This window comes from Glaciihabitans tibetensis (assembly GCF_003003265.1).
GTDB lineage: Bacteria > Actinomycetota > Actinomycetes > Actinomycetales > Microbacteriaceae > Glaciihabitans > Glaciihabitans tibetensis.
In genome coordinates this window covers 1-16191 of sequence record NZ_PVTL01000003.1, presented here as the reverse complement: position 1 = coordinate 16191, position 16191 = coordinate 1, and the positions used below count along the sequence as shown (strand labels likewise).

Genomic DNA, 16191 nt, shown 5'->3' with positions numbered 1-16191 from the left:
GAGGCGGCCGGACAATTTGGGCCTTGCGCAGCGCGCAGTCAGCGCGCTAACGTACAACCAAATGGTTGTAGGAATCGAAGCACCGCAGGGCAGCAAAGTAGCCGACCGCATCGAGAACGCGGACGTGGATCTGCTGTTTCACGCCCTGGCCGACTCCACTCGACGGGACATCATCGCGCGAACGATTGAGCGGGAGCAGTCCGTCTCGTCCCTCGCCGAGCACTACGCCATGAGCTTCGCCGCAGTACAGAAGCACGTCGCCGTGCTCCAGCGCGCGTCGCTCGTCACCAAGGAGAAGCGTGGAAGGGAGCAAATCGTGTACGGCAATCCGTCAACCCTGCGCGTGGCATCCCATCTGATCAAGGCCTACGAAGACCTCTGGAACCAGCGCGCGCTGCGAATGGCCCAGATTCTCTCAGCGGACGACCACCCGAAAGAAGCGACAAAAGAACAGACGGACAAATAACCCAACCGGAAAGGAAAATTATCATGACCGTAGTCAGCATCGACAAGGACACCACCGCATTGACGCTCACCTTTGTTGCCGAATTCGACGCGACCGTCGAACGGGTCTGGCAACTCTGGGAAGACCCGCGGCAGCTGGAGCGCTGGTGGGGTCCACCGAACTATCCGGCCACGTTCGAGCAGCACGAGTTTGTGACGGGCGGAACGTCGAAGTACTACATGACCACCCCTGAAGGCGAGAAACCGCGGGGCTGGTGGACCATCACCGTAATCGAAGCGCCGCACCGGTTCGAATTCGACGACGGGTTTGCCGACGACAACGGCGATCCGGATCCCGCGATCGAACCGGGGCACGCGGTGGTCACGCTCGAGAGCATCGACGGCGGAACCCGGATGACGACGACCTCGTACTTCACCAGCGAGGAGCAGTTCAACCGGGTCCTCGCTATGGGGATGGAAGAGGGCATGCGCGATGCCATGGGGCAGATAGACGAGCTGCTCCTGGAGCCGGTCGCGCGCTAGCCGCGCCCTCAGCCGCGCGCTGGTTCGTAGCTCGCTGGTTGAGCGTTGCCGTGCGGTCGTATCCCCCGGGGTGCGGCCGCACCGCTGTGACCGGCGGCACTCGGCATCCGCCTCATCGCACCATCCCCACCACATGTCCATCAGGCCGAAACGCCGGCGCACCATGGCAGCTCATTGCCCTGGCTCTCGGGGTGTCCCGCCGGGCCGTACGCGAACGTTACGGCCGCCATTGACGCGGCGCGCGTGATCGTGGGTTAGCGTTTCTTACGGCCCCCTTTCGCAATTTTCAGAAAGCCGCAGCATGAGCACCAGCACCACCCCTCGTCGCACGCGAACGTCCCGCGGAGGCTCGGGCGACGACACCGGGCCCAAGGCGAAGTTCTCCCAGCTTCTTCCCTACCTGAGCGAGCACAAACCGGTGCTCGCGCTGGTGATCCTGCTCAGCATCCTGGGTGCGGGTGCATCACTGCTGCAACCGCTGCTGGTCAGCCAGGTCATCGCACTCGTGCAGGAGGGCGAGGCCCTCGGCTCGTTGATCTGGGCCCTCGTCGGCCTCGTGATCATTTCCGGCGTTCTCAGCGGGTTTCAGCACTACCTGCTCCAGCGCACCGGAACCAGCGTGGTGCTGTCGGCCCGTCGCCAGCTGGTGCGCCGAATGCTGCGGCTGCCGATCAGCGAGTTCGACACCCGCCGCACCGGCGACCTCGTCTCGCGGGTTGGCTCGGACACCACGCTTCTCTACGCGGTCATCACCCAGGGTCTGGTCGACGCCGTCGGCGGGGCGATCCTGTTCCTCGGCGCGCTCATCGCCATGTTCATCATCGACCCGGTGCTGCTCGGCCTGACCGTCGCGGTCATCGCGATTTCGGTCGTCGGCGTGGTTACCCTGTCCGGGCGCATCCGCGTTGCCAGCCGCATGCAGCAGGAGAAGGTCGGTGACCTGGCCGCCTCAGTAGAACGCGTGATCAGCGCCATCCGCACCGTGCGCGCCTCCAACGCGACCGACCGCGAGATCGCCGTCGTGGAGAAGAACGCCGAGGGCGCGTGGGAGATGGGCGTGCGGGTGGCGAAGGTGTCGTCGCTCGTGGTGCCGATTGCCAACATCGCGTTGCAGGCCTCACTGCTCGTTGTTCTCGGGGTCGGCGGATTCCGCGTCGCCGCCGGGGAGCTCACCATCGCAGAACTCATCGCGTTCATTCTGTTCCTGTTCATGATGATCATGCCGCTCGGGCAGGCATTCGGCGCGATCAACTCCGTCAACCAGGCGCTCGGCGCGCTCGGACGGATCCAGGAGATCGTCGACCTGCCCGCGGAGAACGACAACGACGCGCGCATCACCGCGGCGGCCGCGATCGAAAGCGACAACGCAATCAGCTTCGAGAACGTCGTCTTCACCTATCCCGCCGCCGCGCACAAAAGCGAGACAGAGAAGCTGCTAGCCGCCGCCGGCCTGCCCACCGCTCAGGTGCGCGACACCGACGCGGGAACGGTGCTCGCGATTCCTCTCGACGACGCCGTGATCGACGCCGACGCGGCCAACACCCACGACCGCACGGTGCTGCACGGCATCTCCTTCAGCGCCCCTCGCGGCCAGCGCACCGCACTCGTGGGCCCGTCCGGAGCGGGAAAGAGCACCATCCTCGCTCTCATCGAGCGCTTCTACGACCCCACGGAGGGTGTGGTGCGCCTCGGCGGCGTTGACATCCGTGGGCTCGAGCGCACCGACCTGCGCTCCCAGATCGGGTATGTCGAACAGGACGCCCCCGTGCTGGCCGGCACCATCCGCGAGAACCTTACCCTCGCCTCCCCCGATGCCACCGACGAGGAGTGCGTCGCGGTACTCCACGCCGTCAACCTCACCGAGGTGCTCGAACGAAACGAACTCGGACTCGGCGCAGCCGTCGGTGAGGACGGCGTGATGCTCTCGGGTGGGGAGCGCCAGCGGTTGGCGATCGCCCGCGCTCTGCTGTCGGCACCTCCCATCCTGCTGCTCGACGAATCCACCTCGTCGCTCGACGGGCTCAACGAACAGATGCTGCGCGAAGCCATCGACGCCGTCGCCGAGAACCGCACCCTGATCGTGATCGCGCACCGCCTGTCGACCGTGGTGGACTCCGACCAGATTGTGGTGCTCGACCACGGACGGGTCATCGGCGTCGGCACGCACTCCGAACTCGTCGTCTCTACCCCCCTGTACAAGGAGCTCGCGAAGCACCAGCTGCTCGTGTAGTCGGCGTGTTGGTCGCATTAGGGTGATCCATACGTGACTGATCATCAGACCGAGCACCTACCGGGGGAACCTCATCGCCAGTGAAACGATCCGTCCGTCCACGTCGGCATACCGCAAGGCCATCGGCGCTAACGCGGTCATCCTCCTACCGCTGCTGGTATTCCTCTTCGTGCGCCAGCGCGACGCTCCGGTCGGCGTGTTCGTCGCCCTCATTGTTCTGCTCGCTGTCATCGGTATCGGGATCTTGCTGTATTTCCGCAACACCCGGATCGACTTCGGCGATGGAGAGCTGTCGCGCACCACCATGTTCGGCAGAACAACGACGGTGGCGGTCTCCGACATCGGCACCGTGCTGTCGGTTCGATCACTGATGGCCTTTATGGCTCCGACGACCGAGAACGTCTTCGTATTGGACTCCGCTGGCCGGCTGGTTGTCCGCGCAACCGATCAGCAGTGGACCCGCACGCAGATGCGCAGCCTCGTCGCGGCGACGGGCCAGGAGCCCGTCGTGATCGAAAAACCGATCAATTCCTTGGCCATTCGCGCCCGTTATCCCCTCGCCGTCGCGTGGTGGGAGGCGCACCCGTTCCGGACCGCGTTCATCGCGGTCGGGGTATTCACGGTGCTCTTCTTTGCCGGATATGCCGTGTACACCTCGGACCTGCGCTGGATGGTTCCTCAGTTCTTCGCACAATGGCGCTTCCGCCTGGGGTTCAGCTGACGTCGACGCGCGCTGCAGCCCGAGCGTAATGCCCTCTACAGCGCGAGCGCGTACATCGCCACGGCCGCTGTCGCCGCGACGTTGAGGCTGTCGATGCCGTGGGCCATCGGAATCTGCACCACGGTATGAGCGGCGGCAATGGCCTCTGCCGTGAGCCCGTCCCCCTCCGCGCCGAGCACCAGGGCCACCCGGTCGGGAGCTGTGGCGGCGAAACCTCGCAGGTCGACCGCTTCGTCCGTGAGCGCCAGTGCGGCGATGTGGAAACCTGCCTCGGTGAGCGAGCGGCGGGTGACATCCCACTCTCCGACCCGGGTCCACGGAACCTGCAGCACCGTCCCCATGCTCACGCGGATGGCGCGGCGGTAGAACGGGTCCGAGCAGCGCGGGGTGACGAGCACGGCATCGGCACCGATCGCGGCGACGGAACGGAAGATCGCGCCGACGTTGGTCGGATCCGACACGTTCTCGAGCACCACGATGCGGCGGGCCGACGCCAGCAGCGCGGACGGATCGGGAAGCGCCGGGCGGTGCATCGAGGCGATCAGGCCGCGGTGCAGCACGTAGCCGGTGAGTTCCTCGAGCAGGGCGGCGGGGCCGGAGAACACCGGGGTGTCCTGTGCGTCGTAGCGGCGGAGCAGCTCCAGCGCGTCATCCACCGATCCCCCGAGCGACAGCACTGACCGCGGCCGGTGTCCGGCCCGCAGCGCCCGCTCGAAGACGAGCAGGGACTCGGCGAGGTACAGGCCGTGTTCGGTGCCGCGGGCCTTCTTCAGCGCGACATCCGTCTGGTGGGCATAGTCGACGAGACGCGAGTCGGCGAGGTCGGTGATGGTGAAGACGGGCATGGTGCTCCCAGTCTGCCCGCTCAACGCTCGCCTGCGCGCGCGGCGGGAACCGCCGTGAACTCGTAAACGAGCCGGCCGCTGCCGTCGACACCCCGGAGGACGGTACGGACCAGCGGATCGGTCGGGTCGTTGTCGTCGAGACGCGAGGAGTAGACGATGTCGTCGAGTTCCTCCTCCCAGCGCGAGACCACGTCTGCCGGAACCTGGTCCGCGCCGCCGCCGTCGCTGGCACCGGCGTCGCCTGCACCGGCGTCGCCAGCACCCGCGTCGCCTGCACCCGCGTCGCCGTACAAGGACCCGAGCGTGAGCGGCTCCGCTCCCTCGGGAAGGCGCACCACCGCAGAGAAACGCGCCTCTTCTGGCGTCTCGGTGCGCACCATTGACGTGGTCCAGTCGAGGTAATACCCCTCCGTGATCGTGGCGCCGTCGGGCAGGTCGACGCCGGCATACTCTTCGACGCTGTTCGCGCTGAGGCTGGTGCAAGGCGCCGAGCCACGGCCACAGAATCCCGCCTCCGAATGGGCGATCGCGCCGACGAACCAGCCGATGCCAATCACCACGGCCGCGAGCACCACCGCGGCGCCCAGCAGCGCGAGCACCATCGTGCGCCCCGAGGTCGAACGCGCGGAGACATCCACGGGCGTGGCGATGTCGGCGAGGGTGGTCGAGTCAGGGGGCGGAACGGAGTCGTAACTCATCCGGCGCTCACGCGAACGGATCCGGCGTGAGCACGTACTTCGTTTCCAGGTACTCGTGGATTCCCTCGAGGCCACCCTCACGGCCGAGGCCCGACTGCTTGACCCCGCCGAAGGGGGCGCCGGCGTTCGACACGACCCCCACGTTGAGTCCCATCATGCCGGTCTGCAGGCTCTCGATCAGCCGCTGCCCCCGTGCCAGATCGCGCGTGAAAACGTAGCCAACCAGGCCGTACTCGGTGTCGTTGGCCTGCGCCACGGCATCCGCTTCATCCGTAAATTCGCTGATTGACAGCACCGGGCCAAATATTTCCTGGCTGAGGATGTCGCTGCCCGCGGTCACCCCCGTGAGAACCGTCGGCGCGTAGAAGGTGCCCTCCCGGTCGACGCGGTTTCCGCCGATGAGCACGGTCGCGCCGCGGTTCACCGCGTCACGCACCAGGGCGTCGGCCTTCTCGATCGCGGCCTCGTTGATCAGCGGCCCGATGCTCACCCCCGACTCGGTGCCGCGGCCCACCCGCAGCTCGCGCACGCGGGCGGTGACCCGCTCGGCGAACTCGGCGGCGACCGACTCGTGCACGAGAAAGCGGTTCGCGGCGGTGCAGGCCTGGCCGATGTTGCGGAACTTCGCCTGCATTGCGCCGTCCACCGCCCTGTCGAGGTCGGCATCCTCGAACACGAGGAACGGAGCGTTGCCGCCGAGCTCCATCGAGGTGCGCAACACCCGGTCCGCGGCCTGCTTCAGCAGGCTCACTCCGACCGGGGTGGAGCCCGTGAAGCTGAGCTTGCGCAGGCGCGCGTCTTCGAGGATCGGTGCGGAGACTCCCTTGCTGTCGGTGCTGGTGAGCACGTTGACCACCCCGGCGGGCACCCCGGCGTCCTGCAACAGCTTCACCATGGCGAGCGTGGTCAGCGGGGTCAGCTCGGCCGGTTTGATGATGACCGTGCAGCCGGCCGCGAGCGCCGGGGCGATCTTGCGGGTCGCCATCGCCAGCGGAAAGTTCCACGGAGTGATCAGATACGACGGGCCGACCGGCACGTGCGTCACAATGGTGCGCCCGGTGCCCTCGGGGTTCACCCCGTAGCGCCCGCTGATCCGCACGGCCTCCTCGCTGAACCAGCGCAGAAACTCACCGCCGTAGGTCACTTCACCGCGGGCTTCGGCGACCGGCTTGCCCATCTCGAGCGTCATCAGCAGCGCGAACTCGTCGGCGCGCTCCTGCAGCAGGTCGAATGCCGTCCGAAGGATCTCGCCGCGCACCCGGGGCGCCGTGGCCGCCCAACCGGCCTGAGCCGAGGCTGCAGCATCCATCGCCAGCGCGGCATCCTCCGCAGTCGCGTCCGCGATCGACTTGATCACCCGGCCGGTCGCCGGATCGCACACGTCAAACGTGCCGCCCGCTACCGAATCGACCCACGCACCCCCGATGAACAGCTGGGAAGGAACGTTGTTCACAACGGATGTCTCGTTGCTCGACCCCACCTCGACCCCGACTTCCTCCAGCTCGGCAAGCGCGGCGACGCTCGTGGCCTGTGCGACCCCCGCGACCAGGTCGGCGAAGACGCGCACGTGGCGCTGCCGCCCGTCGGGGTCGCGGCTGGCGAGCGCGTCGAGTGCGGAGGCGCGCACGCAGTAGTCCGTGGCGATACCCACAACGTCGATGTCGGTGACGCCCAGGGAGTCGAGGGTCTCGGTGACCGGCACCGAGTCATCCGTCACCCCCTCAAAGAGCGAATAGGCGGGTTTTCCCTGACCCTTTTTGACGTGGATGTCGACGAGCGATGCATCGAGCTCGGGGTGATACTCGGCTCCAGAGGTGCCCGCAACGCAGTGCCGCGGCCACGTCTCGACGAAGTCGGGGGGCGAATCGGAAGCGAAGTGTCCGCCGTTGGTGTTGTCTGCGTCGTGCCAGTCGCGGGAGGCGATGACAACGTCGTACCGGTCCGGATGAGCGCGAAGGAACTCGGTGATGGAACGGGCAACCGCTGCGCCCCCGTTCACCCCGAGGGCTCCACCCTCGGTGAAGTCGTTCTGAACATCGACGATGAGCAGTGCGTGCACCATGGAGACCATCCGGGAGTTAGAAGTTGGACAGGTTATTTCCGCAGCCGTACAGCGACGCGGCCAGAGTGTCGAGGGCGGCGTCGGCGTCGTCTGCCACACCCCCGCCGACGGCGATGAGCGAGAAGCTGAGCACGGTACCGTCTGGCGCGCTGATTACCCCGGCGAGGGAACGGCTGCCGTCGAGGGATCCTGCGACACCGGAGATCGCTCCGACGGCGGGGGCGCTGTCGTCGGCGAACCGGGCCGCGAGGGTTCCGGTCTCGCCGGCGACGCTGAGTGACGTCAGAACCGTCGCGACGGCCTCGTTGGAGGCGACCGCGGCCATCACGCTCGCCATAAATTGGGCGGAGACGGAATTGTCGCGGCTGAGGCCCGAACCGTCCCGCACCGTCAACTCGCCGGTGGCGAGGCCGAGTCCCTGCAGCGCCTGCGGAATCGCCTGCTGCAGCGACGCGGCCGAGCCACTGAACTCGGACTCCACCGACAGCACCCGCGCGAGCATCTCGGCGAGGGTCGCGTCATTCTGGAGCAGCATCTGCCCCACGAGCGTCGACAGGGGCTGGGAGCTCACCTCGGCGAGCACGGGCGCTCCGGTCTCGGCCGCCCCCTCGCTCACCGTGATCGCATCGGGGTTGAGCCCGAGCGCCTGCACAAACACCTCACCGGCGCGACCGATGGGATCGGTGCTGCGGGCACTCGTCTGCGCGGTCGGATCGGCTCGGTCGCCGTCGACCTGCAGGGCCGTCACCTCAGACAGTGTTCCGCCGGTCTGCAGGTCGCGGTCCCAGCCACTGTTCCAGCGATCGGCCTTGTCCCAGTAGGTGGCGTCAAGCACGACGTTGGTAATCGGAACGTCGGGGTGCGCGGCCTGGTAGGTCGTGAGCGTTGCCGCGGCGAGCGTGCTCATCGACGGAGCGTCCGCGTAGACGCTCTGCTGGCCCTCGGGTAATGACGACAGCGTTGCGTCGCCGCGCCCGACCAGCACGATCGTGCCGGGCGTCGTGCTGTCGACGACGGTCGTGGTCAGCTGAAAGTCGGCGCCCAGCTTTGCGACCGCCGCCGCTGCCGTGATCACGGCAGCGGCTGAACCTGGCTGCAGTACGGCGTCGGGCAGGCGGGAAAACAGCACCTCACCGTTGTCGGCGCGCGTGACCTGAGCGTGCAGCGTGCCCAATTGCGCGGCGGTGGCCGCGCCGCTGACGCTGCACGTGCGCACGGGCACGGCGGCGGGAACGATCGCGGGCACAGCACGCGCGGGCTCGACCGGCGCGGGCACGTTGGCGGCGGCTTCCTGCCCCGCCGTGTAGCCGAGGGCGGCGGCACCGGCGACCAGCAGCAGAAACACCACAACCAGAGCGGTGATCCGCACGGCGAGCCGGTGCTTGGCGAAAAAGCTGACGCGCGGCAGATCGCCGTCATTGGCGTCGAACGAGGGGTAATCGGCCGACAGTTCCGCGGCGGTGAGGGCGAACCGACGGGGAGCCAGCGGAGCGCCACGACCGTGATCGTCGCTCGTGCTCGGCCACACCGGGGCAGGATTTGCCCGGGGTGTTACCGGGCGATTCTGGTCATCGTCTGGTTCGGTCACGCCGTCTATAGTACCGGCCGTGGTTTTACTCCCCTGGGTAACGCAGGCCGATCGCGGCTCGTATCGCATCAAGGGTCTCCATGATTGCGACACTTTCTGCCGGCGGCAGCACCGTGCCCGCGGTCGCGCCGGAGGCGATCAGTCTCTCCATCTCCCACGCCTGGTACTGCATGCCGCGGCTCACCACGTCGACCTCGAAGCCCTCGATCACCTCGTTCTCGCTGTTGTAGACGACGAAGCTGGTGGGGGTGTACCAGATGCCGGCGATCTCGATCCAGCCCTGGGTGCCCAGCACCGATGCGGTGTTGGGTCCACGCGTGTCGAGGGCGGTGTGCAGCACGGCCTGCTTTCCGTCGGGATAGCCGAGCATGATCGCGGTCTGCCGGTCAACACCGGTTGCGGTCGGACTGGAGATGGCAGCGATGGAGCTCGGCTCGCCCAGGATGTCCCAGGCGAAAGAGACCGGGTAAATTCCGAGGTCGAGGAGCGCTCCGCCGCCGAGCGCGATGGCGTTGATGCGGCTGGCCGGATCGGTCGACAGCATCTGGTTGTGGTCGGCGAGCAGCGTGCGCACCTCACCGATGAGCCCCTCGGCGATGACCTCGCGCAGGCGCACCATGTGCGGAAGCCACCGCGTCCACATCGCCTCAAGCACGACAAGACCGCGTGACTCCGCGAGCTCGACCACGGTGCGAGCCTCCGCCGCGTTGAGCGTGAACGGCTTCTCCACCAGCACATGCTTGCCCGCGTTCAGCGCGAGCGCGGCGTTCTCCGCGTGGAACGGGTGCGGCGTCGAGACGTAGATCGCCTGCACGGTGGGATCGGCGACAAGCTCTTCGTAGCTGCCGTAGGCGGCCGGAATGTTGTACGTCGCGGCGAAGTCGTTTGCCGTGGTCTGAGACCGCGAACCGACCGCCGCGATCGTGAAACCGTTTTCCACAAGGTCAGTGGCGAACATGTTCGCGATCGAGCCCGTGCCGAGGATTCCCCAGCCGATTGTTTCTGCCACCGTCATCCGCCCGTCTGCCCAGACCGTTCTGGGCGCCGAGCTAATGCTAGCCACTGCCGCTGGTCAGCACGGCCGGGTCAGCACGGCCTAGTCAGCACGGCCGGGTCAGCACGGCCTAGTCAGCGCGCGCGGGTCAGCACGGGTAGTGGTTCAGCACGCGTAGCGCACGGCGGCGGCGCGCGCGAAGCTCGCCGGTTCATTCGGCAGGCCGCCGTGGGTCATCGCAAATCCGATGCAGATGGACGCGGCGTTCGCTGTTGAGGCGGGCCGGTAGAGCGACTGTTGATGGGACGGCGATTGCCACCACCGGTCGGCGGCGGTTGCTCCCGTATACCCGCTGCCGCCCGCGAGGTTGCCATCGCAGCCGACGACGGCGGCTCCGTCGCTGCGCGTGGGCTGATGCCCCCACGCACTGCCTCGGTTGGTGCTCGGATCCTCCGCGACCCAGAACAGGCGCTGCTGCAAACAGTCGTCGTACCGGATATTCGACGGTGGTATCGGCGGAAGACACGCACTGGCTCGAATCGCGTTGAACCGCGCACCAAAGGCAGCGAGGTCGGCACTGGTCGTGCCCGCTACCCCACCCCCCGATACCAGAGAAGGCGCTGCTCCGTACCCGACGCCGGCGTCACCCGCGGCGCATCCGCTCGCCAGCGCCGCGGACGCGCGAACTGCGCCCACCGACTGGCTCGTAGGCGCCGCAGCATGGGCCGCCGGCATCCACCCTGCACCAGGTAAACCGGCGACCAACGCGGCCGACAGCACGGCGCACCATATCGCTACACGTTTTTTCATCATCACCCGAGAGGCGCGACCCCGCGCCGCCACCCTGGCGAGCCTTCCGAAGCCGTGCCCGAAACGAGCCGCCTCCCCGGCAACCACGTTCTGGGAATTGATAGTAGGCGCGTAACTTCCAATACACAATAGGAAATTAGTGACGCTTCGGCGTTTATTTACCGCCGCGATCTCGCGGGGTTACCGCCGCGATCTTGCGGGCATCTGGGTGGTGTGAGCGAGCGGCAACTGCACCCCGGGCGACACTGTCACTCCGGGCGAAGCCGCCGAGGGTTCCGGGAGGAGGTGCATGCCCTGCGGCTGGTTGGCCGACGCGGTGAGAGCTTCGAGCCACTCCCGATTGACCGGGTGGCGCACGTTCGACGCGAACTTGAAGTAGAGCGGAATCGAGCTGTCCAGCCAGATACTGCTCCGACCGCTGCCCGCGGCCGGGTCATCCTTCCAGGTGAAGAAGAATGCCTCGCGTCGGCGAAGTTTCGCACCAATCACCAGATGAACGTGCATCAGCGTCCGGTCGTCGAACTCGACTATGAGACCGGAGTCTCCGTACAGTAAACGTCCCATGAGCTTCCCTTTCACGCGCGCGCTGTGCATCGTGACGGGAGCCAGCCGATCCGCCAGCCATTGCGGCTGGCGACGCGGGCAGGCCGCCTCGACACTGGGGCGCACCACAACAGGATTTAGTGGGTGGCCCGTCGGGTAGTTATTCGGATTGACCTAGAACCTACAAGGCGAGAATTTCTTACGCAACGCACTGGTCAACATCTCTCACCCCCAGTTTGGGGCGTCCAACAGCTGTCGAATAGAAGAAAGTTCTTGACCCACCCCGCGGGGGCGTGCCTAACCTTTCTGTATACCCCCCAAATGGGGGCCATGATCGACGTATCTCGCCGGATCCAAGCAACGACGCTGAGGGGACATTTCCGTGCATCAAATACAGGAATCACACGCGCTTCACTCACGGCGGAGGCGGCGCATTGTGCGTGCCGGCATCGCCGTTCTCACCATAACCGCCCTGACCATTCCCGCCTCGGCCGCGATGGCAGCCGACTGGAACGATTCCCGCTCCGCGCAACGACGGGCGGAGGAACTGCTCGACCGCATGACCCTCGAGGAGAAGATCGACATGCTCCACGGGGAAGTCAGCTTCGACTACGGCTTCTACAACGCTCCGATCGAGCGCCTGGGTATTCCCGCCCTCACCATGGCCGATGGCCCCGCTGGGGTGCGCGTTGCCAACCAGGACGTCAACGAGGGTGGCGCTACGGCGATGCCCGCCCCAATCGCTCTTGCGGCGGCGTGGAGCGGCGACCTCGCGGAGGAGTTTGGACGCACCGCGGGCAACGAGGCGTTCACCACGGGGCACAATGTGTTCCTGTCCCCCGCCGCCGACATCTTCCGCGACCCCCGGGCGGGCCGTGGCTTCGAGGCCTTCGGCGAAGATCCGATGCTGTCCGGTGTGATGGCATCCCGACAGATCACCGGAATCCAGACGAATCCGGTGCTCGCCGACATCAAACACCTTTCGGCCTACAACCAGGAGGCTAACCGCCTCGTGGGCGGCAATGCCGTTGTCTCGGAGCGTGCATATCAGGAGGTGTTCAACCGCCCGATCGCGAAGGCAGTGAAGGACGGTCACCCTGCCAGCGCCATGTGTGCCTTCAACAAAATCAACGGCATCTGGGCCTGTGAGAACCCCGAGTTGCTCACCACAATCCTGCGCGAGCAGATGGGCTTCGATGGCTTTGTGATGAGCGACTACAACGCAACCCACACAACGCTCGAGTCGTGGGAAGCCGGACTCGACCAGGAGCAGCCGTCGAACTTCCACTACGGCCAGACCCTGCTCGACCTGGTGAACGATGGCACCATCAGCGAAGACGAGGTCGACGTGCGGGTGCTGCGCATCCTGAAGCCGATGTTCGCACTGGGCCTGTTCGACCAGCTGGTGAACACGAACGGGTTCAACGAGAGCGCCCACGCGGCCACCTCCCAGCGCATCGCTGAGAACTCGATGGTGCTGCTCAAAAACGCCGGACAGCTTCCTTTGAACGTGCGCGGAGTGGGCAAGATCGCCGTGATCGGTGCAGACGCAGACACCGATGTTGCCGGCGGTGGTTCTTCGCTGGTCAAGGGCACGACGAGCGTGTCACCCCTGCAGGGCATTCGCGACCGGGTCGGACCATCGGTCGACGTGGAGTACTCGCAGGGCACCGACCCGATCGGTAACGGCGCCTCGCTGTTGCCGGGACCCGAGCCGGTCCCCTCGGACGTGCTGACCACGGCGGGAGGAGGTTCGGCGGGATTGACCGCGCAATACTGGACCAACCTGACCCGTGACGGTGAACCCGGCATTAATCGCGTAGAACCCTTTGCGGCTCTCAGGATGGGCTTCGTCGCCCTGCCCGCGTTCAACGCCCAGTCGCCGAAACTGCCCGAGACTGACTCCGCCTACAACGGAGAAGCGTCCGCCCTCTGGACCAGCAGCCTCACCGCTCCCGTCGATGGAAGCTACCAGTTCTCCCTCGGTGCCGAGGGCAGCGCGCGCCTGTACATCGATGGCACCCAGGTCATCGAGGTTTCCGATGCGGCGGACTTCGCGACCAACACCTGGGACGTCACGATGCGAGCAGGAGAGACCCACGACGTGCGGATTGAGTACGAGCACGATGTGCCGACCGGACCGGATGGTGGGTCACAGATCAAGTTCGGCTGGGTTCCCCCTGCGGAGTTTGTTGCCGAGCAGGCGCGGGCTGCCGCGGACCTTGCAGCGCAGTCGGATGCCGCGGTCGTAGTTGTGCGCGACCTCGCCACCGAGGGCGCAGACAAGCCCACGCTCACCCTCCCGCAGGGTCAGGATGATCTGATCCGAGCGGTGGCGCGGGCGAACCCGAACACCATCGTGGTGCTCGCCACGGGCGGGCCGGTGCAGATCGATCCGTGGGACCAGGAGGTGGGAGCGATCCTGCAGGCCTGGTACGGCGGACAGCAGCAGGGCGCCGCGATCGCGCGCATCCTGTTTGGCGACGTCAACCCGTCGGGTCACCTGCCGGTGACCTTCCCGCAGAACGAGCAGCAGATGCCTACCAGCACCGTTGAGCAGTTCCCGGGCGTGGGAGTCGACACCCAGTACAGCGAGGGTATCCACGTCGGCTATAAGGGGTACGCGAACCAGGATCTCCAGCCGAAGTACCCCTTCGGTTATGGGCTCTCGTACACCTCGTTCACCAGCGAAGCGTTGGCGGTTCCGCGGTCGGTGCCGGTCGGGCAGGACGGTCTGCTCCGGGAGGGTCCGCTCAAGGTTCAGGCGCGGGTGACCAATACCGGTCAACGCACCGGAGCCGAGGTGGTGCAGGTTTATACCGGGCCGCTGCCGGGCGTCGCTGATTCTCCGGAGCGAGCTCTGGCCGGGTGGGCGAAGGTGACGGTTGATCCGGGTGGGGCACGCAATGCCTCCATCGACCTCGACCCGCTGTCCTTCGCGTACTGGAACGCCGATGAGGATCGCTTCGTCACCCCAAGGGGCACGGTACAGCTGTACCTCGGCAACTCGGTCACGTCGGCGGTTCCCATTGGCAGCATGATTGTGCGCTGAGGGTGACCTGAGAGGAGACATCCGCCATGGAACGCACTCGATTTCACGGGCAGGCAGACACGGTATTCCGCGACCGCGCGGAGGCCGGACGCCAGCTTGCCCGCAAACTCGAGCCGTTCCGTGACAGCACGGCCGTTGTGCTCGGCCTCCCACGCGGCGGTATCCCCGTGGCGTTCGAGGTCGCGTCGGCCCTCCACCTCCCGCTGGACGTGATTGTTGTGCGCAAGCTGGGGCTCCCGCTTCAGCCGGAGGTGGCGATGGGGGCGATCGGCGAAGGCGGTGCCCGCGTCGTCGATCGTCCCCTGATGGCCTACGCCGGGGTGAGCCCCGGTCAGGTCGAGGCTCTCGAAAAGGCCGAGCGGGCCGAGCTCGAGGATCGCGTTCGTCGCCTCCGCAGCGGCCGGCCCCGGAGCGACCTCCGGGGCCGCACCGCGATCATCGTCGACGATGGTGTTGCTACCGGGGCGACGGCCCGGGTAGCGTGCGCGGTCGCCCGGCAACTCGGCGCCGCCCGCGTGGTGGTCGCCACCCCGGTTGCCCCGAGGGAGGCGCTGGCCGAGATCGTCGAGGCCGACGCCGTCGAGTGCGTGAGCACCCCGGATAGCTTCTTCGCCGTCGGATACCACTACGGTGACTTCAGGGCAACCACCGACGACGAAGTGCTCGCGCTGCTGGACCGTGCTGCGACATTTGTGGTGCCGCCTCCACAGGCGGAGAATTGAGGCGCGGAGCGTTTGCGCCCGCCCTAACGTCCGACCCGAACCGTCGGTTCCGATACCCCAGGATTGTGAGGACCGAAATGAGCTTCCCCGAAACCGGCGCGCTGCCCATGAAAGAGATCCGCGCGCTCCTCAAGCTGAACGACCTGATCGCCGCGGTGCACGACTGGGCCAGGGAATCGGAGGGCCAGTTGTGGGCCCCGTCCGAGTTGACCGTAGCCAACACGATCGCGGTCGCCGAGGCGATCACCCCGCGCGCGGGGTGCCCGGACATGACGCCGAAGGAAAACGGTGCGATCGTACTCGACTGGTCGGCCGCCGACTCGTGGGTGACGATCGAGGTACAGGACGACCTGCTTGATCTGATTAGCGCGTCGAAAGACCGTCAGACCATACGCAGGTCAGGTGCACTCAGCGACCTCGAATCGTTCACCGCCGAGGTGGCCAAGGCACTCTAGGTCTGGCCGCAGCTTTCGGCAGGCCGCCGTCTGCGGGTCAGCGTGCGCACACCTACCTGCGCACGTCTTATCTGTTCATGTGGTTGGTGTTGCGGGTGGTGTAGCGGGCTTTGCCGAGGGCGCGCATGGTTTGGGTTGGGTCTAACCATCGGGGTGCGAGGAGGAAGGGTTTGCCGTTGACCATTTTGATGGTGAAGGCAGATCTGTGGATTTGTCGGTGATGTTCGGGGCAGAGCAGGACACCGTTGTTGATGTCTGTTTTTCCGCCTCGGGACCAGGGGATCACGTGGTGGGCGTCGCATTGGCGGGAGGGTGTGGTGCATCCGGTCCAGTCGCAGAACCCGCCGCCGCGGACGCTCATGCTTTTGCGTTGGGATTTACTGAATAGTCGCGGTTTGGGCCCGAGGTAGAGGACCTCTCCGCTGCGTCCGAGGAGGACGGGGCGGATGCCGTCGGTGCAGGCGAGTTCCTCGATGGTGCTGAG

General features: G+C 66.5%; 15 protein-coding genes. 7 read left to right on the top strand and 8 right to left on the bottom strand.

The annotated features are described in order from the left end of the window. Positions 1-61 precede the first annotated feature (61 nt). The 4 genes from B0I08_RS06055 (at position 62) to B0I08_RS06040 (ending at position 3938) form a co-directional block, all read left to right on the top strand. Positions 62-466 carry an ArsR/SmtB family transcription factor gene (locus B0I08_RS06055; protein ID WP_106211567.1) on the top strand — a complete coding sequence of 135 codons (405 nt, stop codon included), beginning with the start codon at positions 62-64 and terminating at the stop codon, positions 464-466. Between the two features lie 23 nt (positions 467-489). Beyond that, positions 490-987, top strand: coding sequence for an SRPBCC family protein (locus tag B0I08_RS06050; RefSeq protein ID WP_106210897.1), 498 nt, complete (start codon positions 490-492; stop codon positions 985-987). A 301-nt stretch (positions 988-1288) separates the two neighbouring features. Then, on the top strand, positions 1289-3217 hold the full coding sequence (locus tag B0I08_RS06045) for an ABC transporter ATP-binding protein (protein ID WP_106210895.1): 1929 nt from the start codon (positions 1289-1291) through the stop codon (positions 3215-3217). Between the two features lie 169 nt (positions 3218-3386). Continuing rightward, a complete protein-coding gene (locus B0I08_RS06040; RefSeq protein WP_106210893.1) occupies positions 3387-3938 on the top strand; it encodes a hypothetical protein in 552 nt (183 codons plus the stop codon). Positions 3939-3973: 35 nt separating this feature from the next. On the opposite strand, the gene B0I08_RS06035 is transcribed toward B0I08_RS06040, so the two are convergent. From B0I08_RS06035 to B0I08_RS06005, 7 genes are all read right to left on the bottom strand, one after another. Then, on the bottom strand, positions 3974-4783 hold the full coding sequence (locus B0I08_RS06035) for a TrmH family RNA methyltransferase (RefSeq protein WP_106210891.1): 810 nt from the start codon (positions 4781-4783) through the stop codon (positions 3974-3976). Positions 4784-4803: 20 nt separating this feature from the next. After that, entirely contained in the window at positions 4804-5481 is a 678-nt protein-coding gene (locus B0I08_RS06030; protein WP_106210889.1) for a hypothetical protein, read from the bottom strand. Positions 5482-5488: 7 nt separating this feature from the next. Continuing rightward, on the bottom strand, positions 5489-7543 hold the full coding sequence (locus B0I08_RS06025; RefSeq protein WP_106211565.1) for an aldehyde dehydrogenase family protein: 2055 nt from the start codon (positions 7541-7543) through the stop codon (positions 5489-5491). A gap of 16 nt (positions 7544-7559) precedes the next feature. Continuing rightward, positions 7560-9131: a D-alanyl-D-alanine carboxypeptidase/D-alanyl-D-alanine endopeptidase gene (gene dacB, locus B0I08_RS06020; protein ID WP_146134327.1), complete on the bottom strand. Its 1572-nt coding sequence runs from the start codon at positions 9129-9131 to the stop codon at positions 7560-7562. A 25-nt stretch (positions 9132-9156) separates the two neighbouring features. Next, on the bottom strand, positions 9157-10146 hold the full coding sequence (locus B0I08_RS06015; protein WP_106210885.1) for a Gfo/Idh/MocA family protein: 990 nt from the start codon (positions 10144-10146) through the stop codon (positions 9157-9159). A 144-nt stretch (positions 10147-10290) separates the two neighbouring features. Continuing rightward, the gene (locus B0I08_RS06010; protein ID WP_106210883.1) at positions 10291-10605 is read right to left on the bottom strand and encodes a hypothetical protein; all 315 of its coding nucleotides are present in this window, start codon (positions 10603-10605) and stop codon (positions 10291-10293) included. A gap of 510 nt (positions 10606-11115) precedes the next feature. Next, a complete protein-coding gene (locus tag B0I08_RS06005) occupies positions 11116-11499 on the bottom strand; it encodes a DUF7882 family protein (protein ID WP_181243265.1) in 384 nt (127 codons plus the stop codon). Positions 11500-11914: 415 nt separating this feature from the next. On the opposite strand from B0I08_RS06005, the gene B0I08_RS06000 reads away from it, so the two are divergent. The 3 genes from B0I08_RS06000 to B0I08_RS05990 all read left to right on the top strand — a co-directional run bounded on the left by B0I08_RS06000 (position 11915) and on the right by B0I08_RS05990 (position 15707). Continuing rightward, positions 11915-14530: a beta-glucosidase gene (locus B0I08_RS06000; RefSeq protein WP_106210881.1), complete on the top strand. Its 2616-nt coding sequence runs from the start codon at positions 11915-11917 to the stop codon at positions 14528-14530. A gap of 26 nt (positions 14531-14556) precedes the next feature. After that, a complete protein-coding gene (locus B0I08_RS05995) occupies positions 14557-15252 on the top strand; it encodes a phosphoribosyltransferase (protein ID WP_106210879.1) in 696 nt (231 codons plus the stop codon). Between the two features lie 77 nt (positions 15253-15329). Continuing rightward, on the top strand, positions 15330-15707 hold the full coding sequence (locus B0I08_RS05990) for a hypothetical protein (RefSeq protein ID WP_106210877.1): 378 nt from the start codon (positions 15330-15332) through the stop codon (positions 15705-15707). Between the two features lie 67 nt (positions 15708-15774). Here B0I08_RS05990 and B0I08_RS05985 read toward each other — a convergent pair. Next, the coding region (locus B0I08_RS05985; RefSeq protein ID WP_146134307.1) for an HNH endonuclease signature motif containing protein at positions 15775-16191 on the bottom strand (417 nt) is incomplete at its 5' end.

Coding starts and splice junctions, on each gene's coding strand:
- B0I08_RS06055 (WP_106211567.1), top strand. CDS start 62: ATGGTTGTAGGAATCGAAGCACCGCAGGGCAGCAAAGTAGCCGACCGC.
- B0I08_RS06050 (WP_106210897.1), top strand. CDS start 490: ATGACCGTAGTCAGCATCGACAAGGACACCACCGCATTGACGCTCACC.
- B0I08_RS06045 (WP_106210895.1), top strand. CDS start 1,289: ATGAGCACCAGCACCACCCCTCGTCGCACGCGAACGTCCCGCGGAGGC.
- B0I08_RS06035 (WP_106210891.1), bottom strand. CDS start 4,783: ATGCCCGTCTTCACCATCACCGACCTCGCCGACTCGCGTCTCGTCGAC.
- B0I08_RS06030 (WP_106210889.1), bottom strand. CDS start 5,481: ATGAGTTACGACTCCGTTCCGCCCCCTGACTCGACCACCCTCGCCGAC.
- B0I08_RS06025 (WP_106211565.1), bottom strand. CDS start 7,543: ATGGTGCACGCACTGCTCATCGTCGATGTTCAGAACGACTTCACCGAG.
- B0I08_RS06015 (WP_106210885.1), bottom strand. CDS start 10,146: ATGACGGTGGCAGAAACAATCGGCTGGGGAATCCTCGGCACGGGCTCG.
- B0I08_RS06005 (WP_181243265.1), bottom strand. CDS start 11,499: ATGGGACGTTTACTGTACGGAGACTCCGGTCTCATAGTCGAGTTCGAC.
- B0I08_RS05995 (WP_106210879.1), top strand. CDS start 14,557: ATGGAACGCACTCGATTTCACGGGCAGGCAGACACGGTATTCCGCGAC.
- B0I08_RS05990 (WP_106210877.1), top strand. CDS start 15,330: ATGAGCTTCCCCGAAACCGGCGCGCTGCCCATGAAAGAGATCCGCGCG.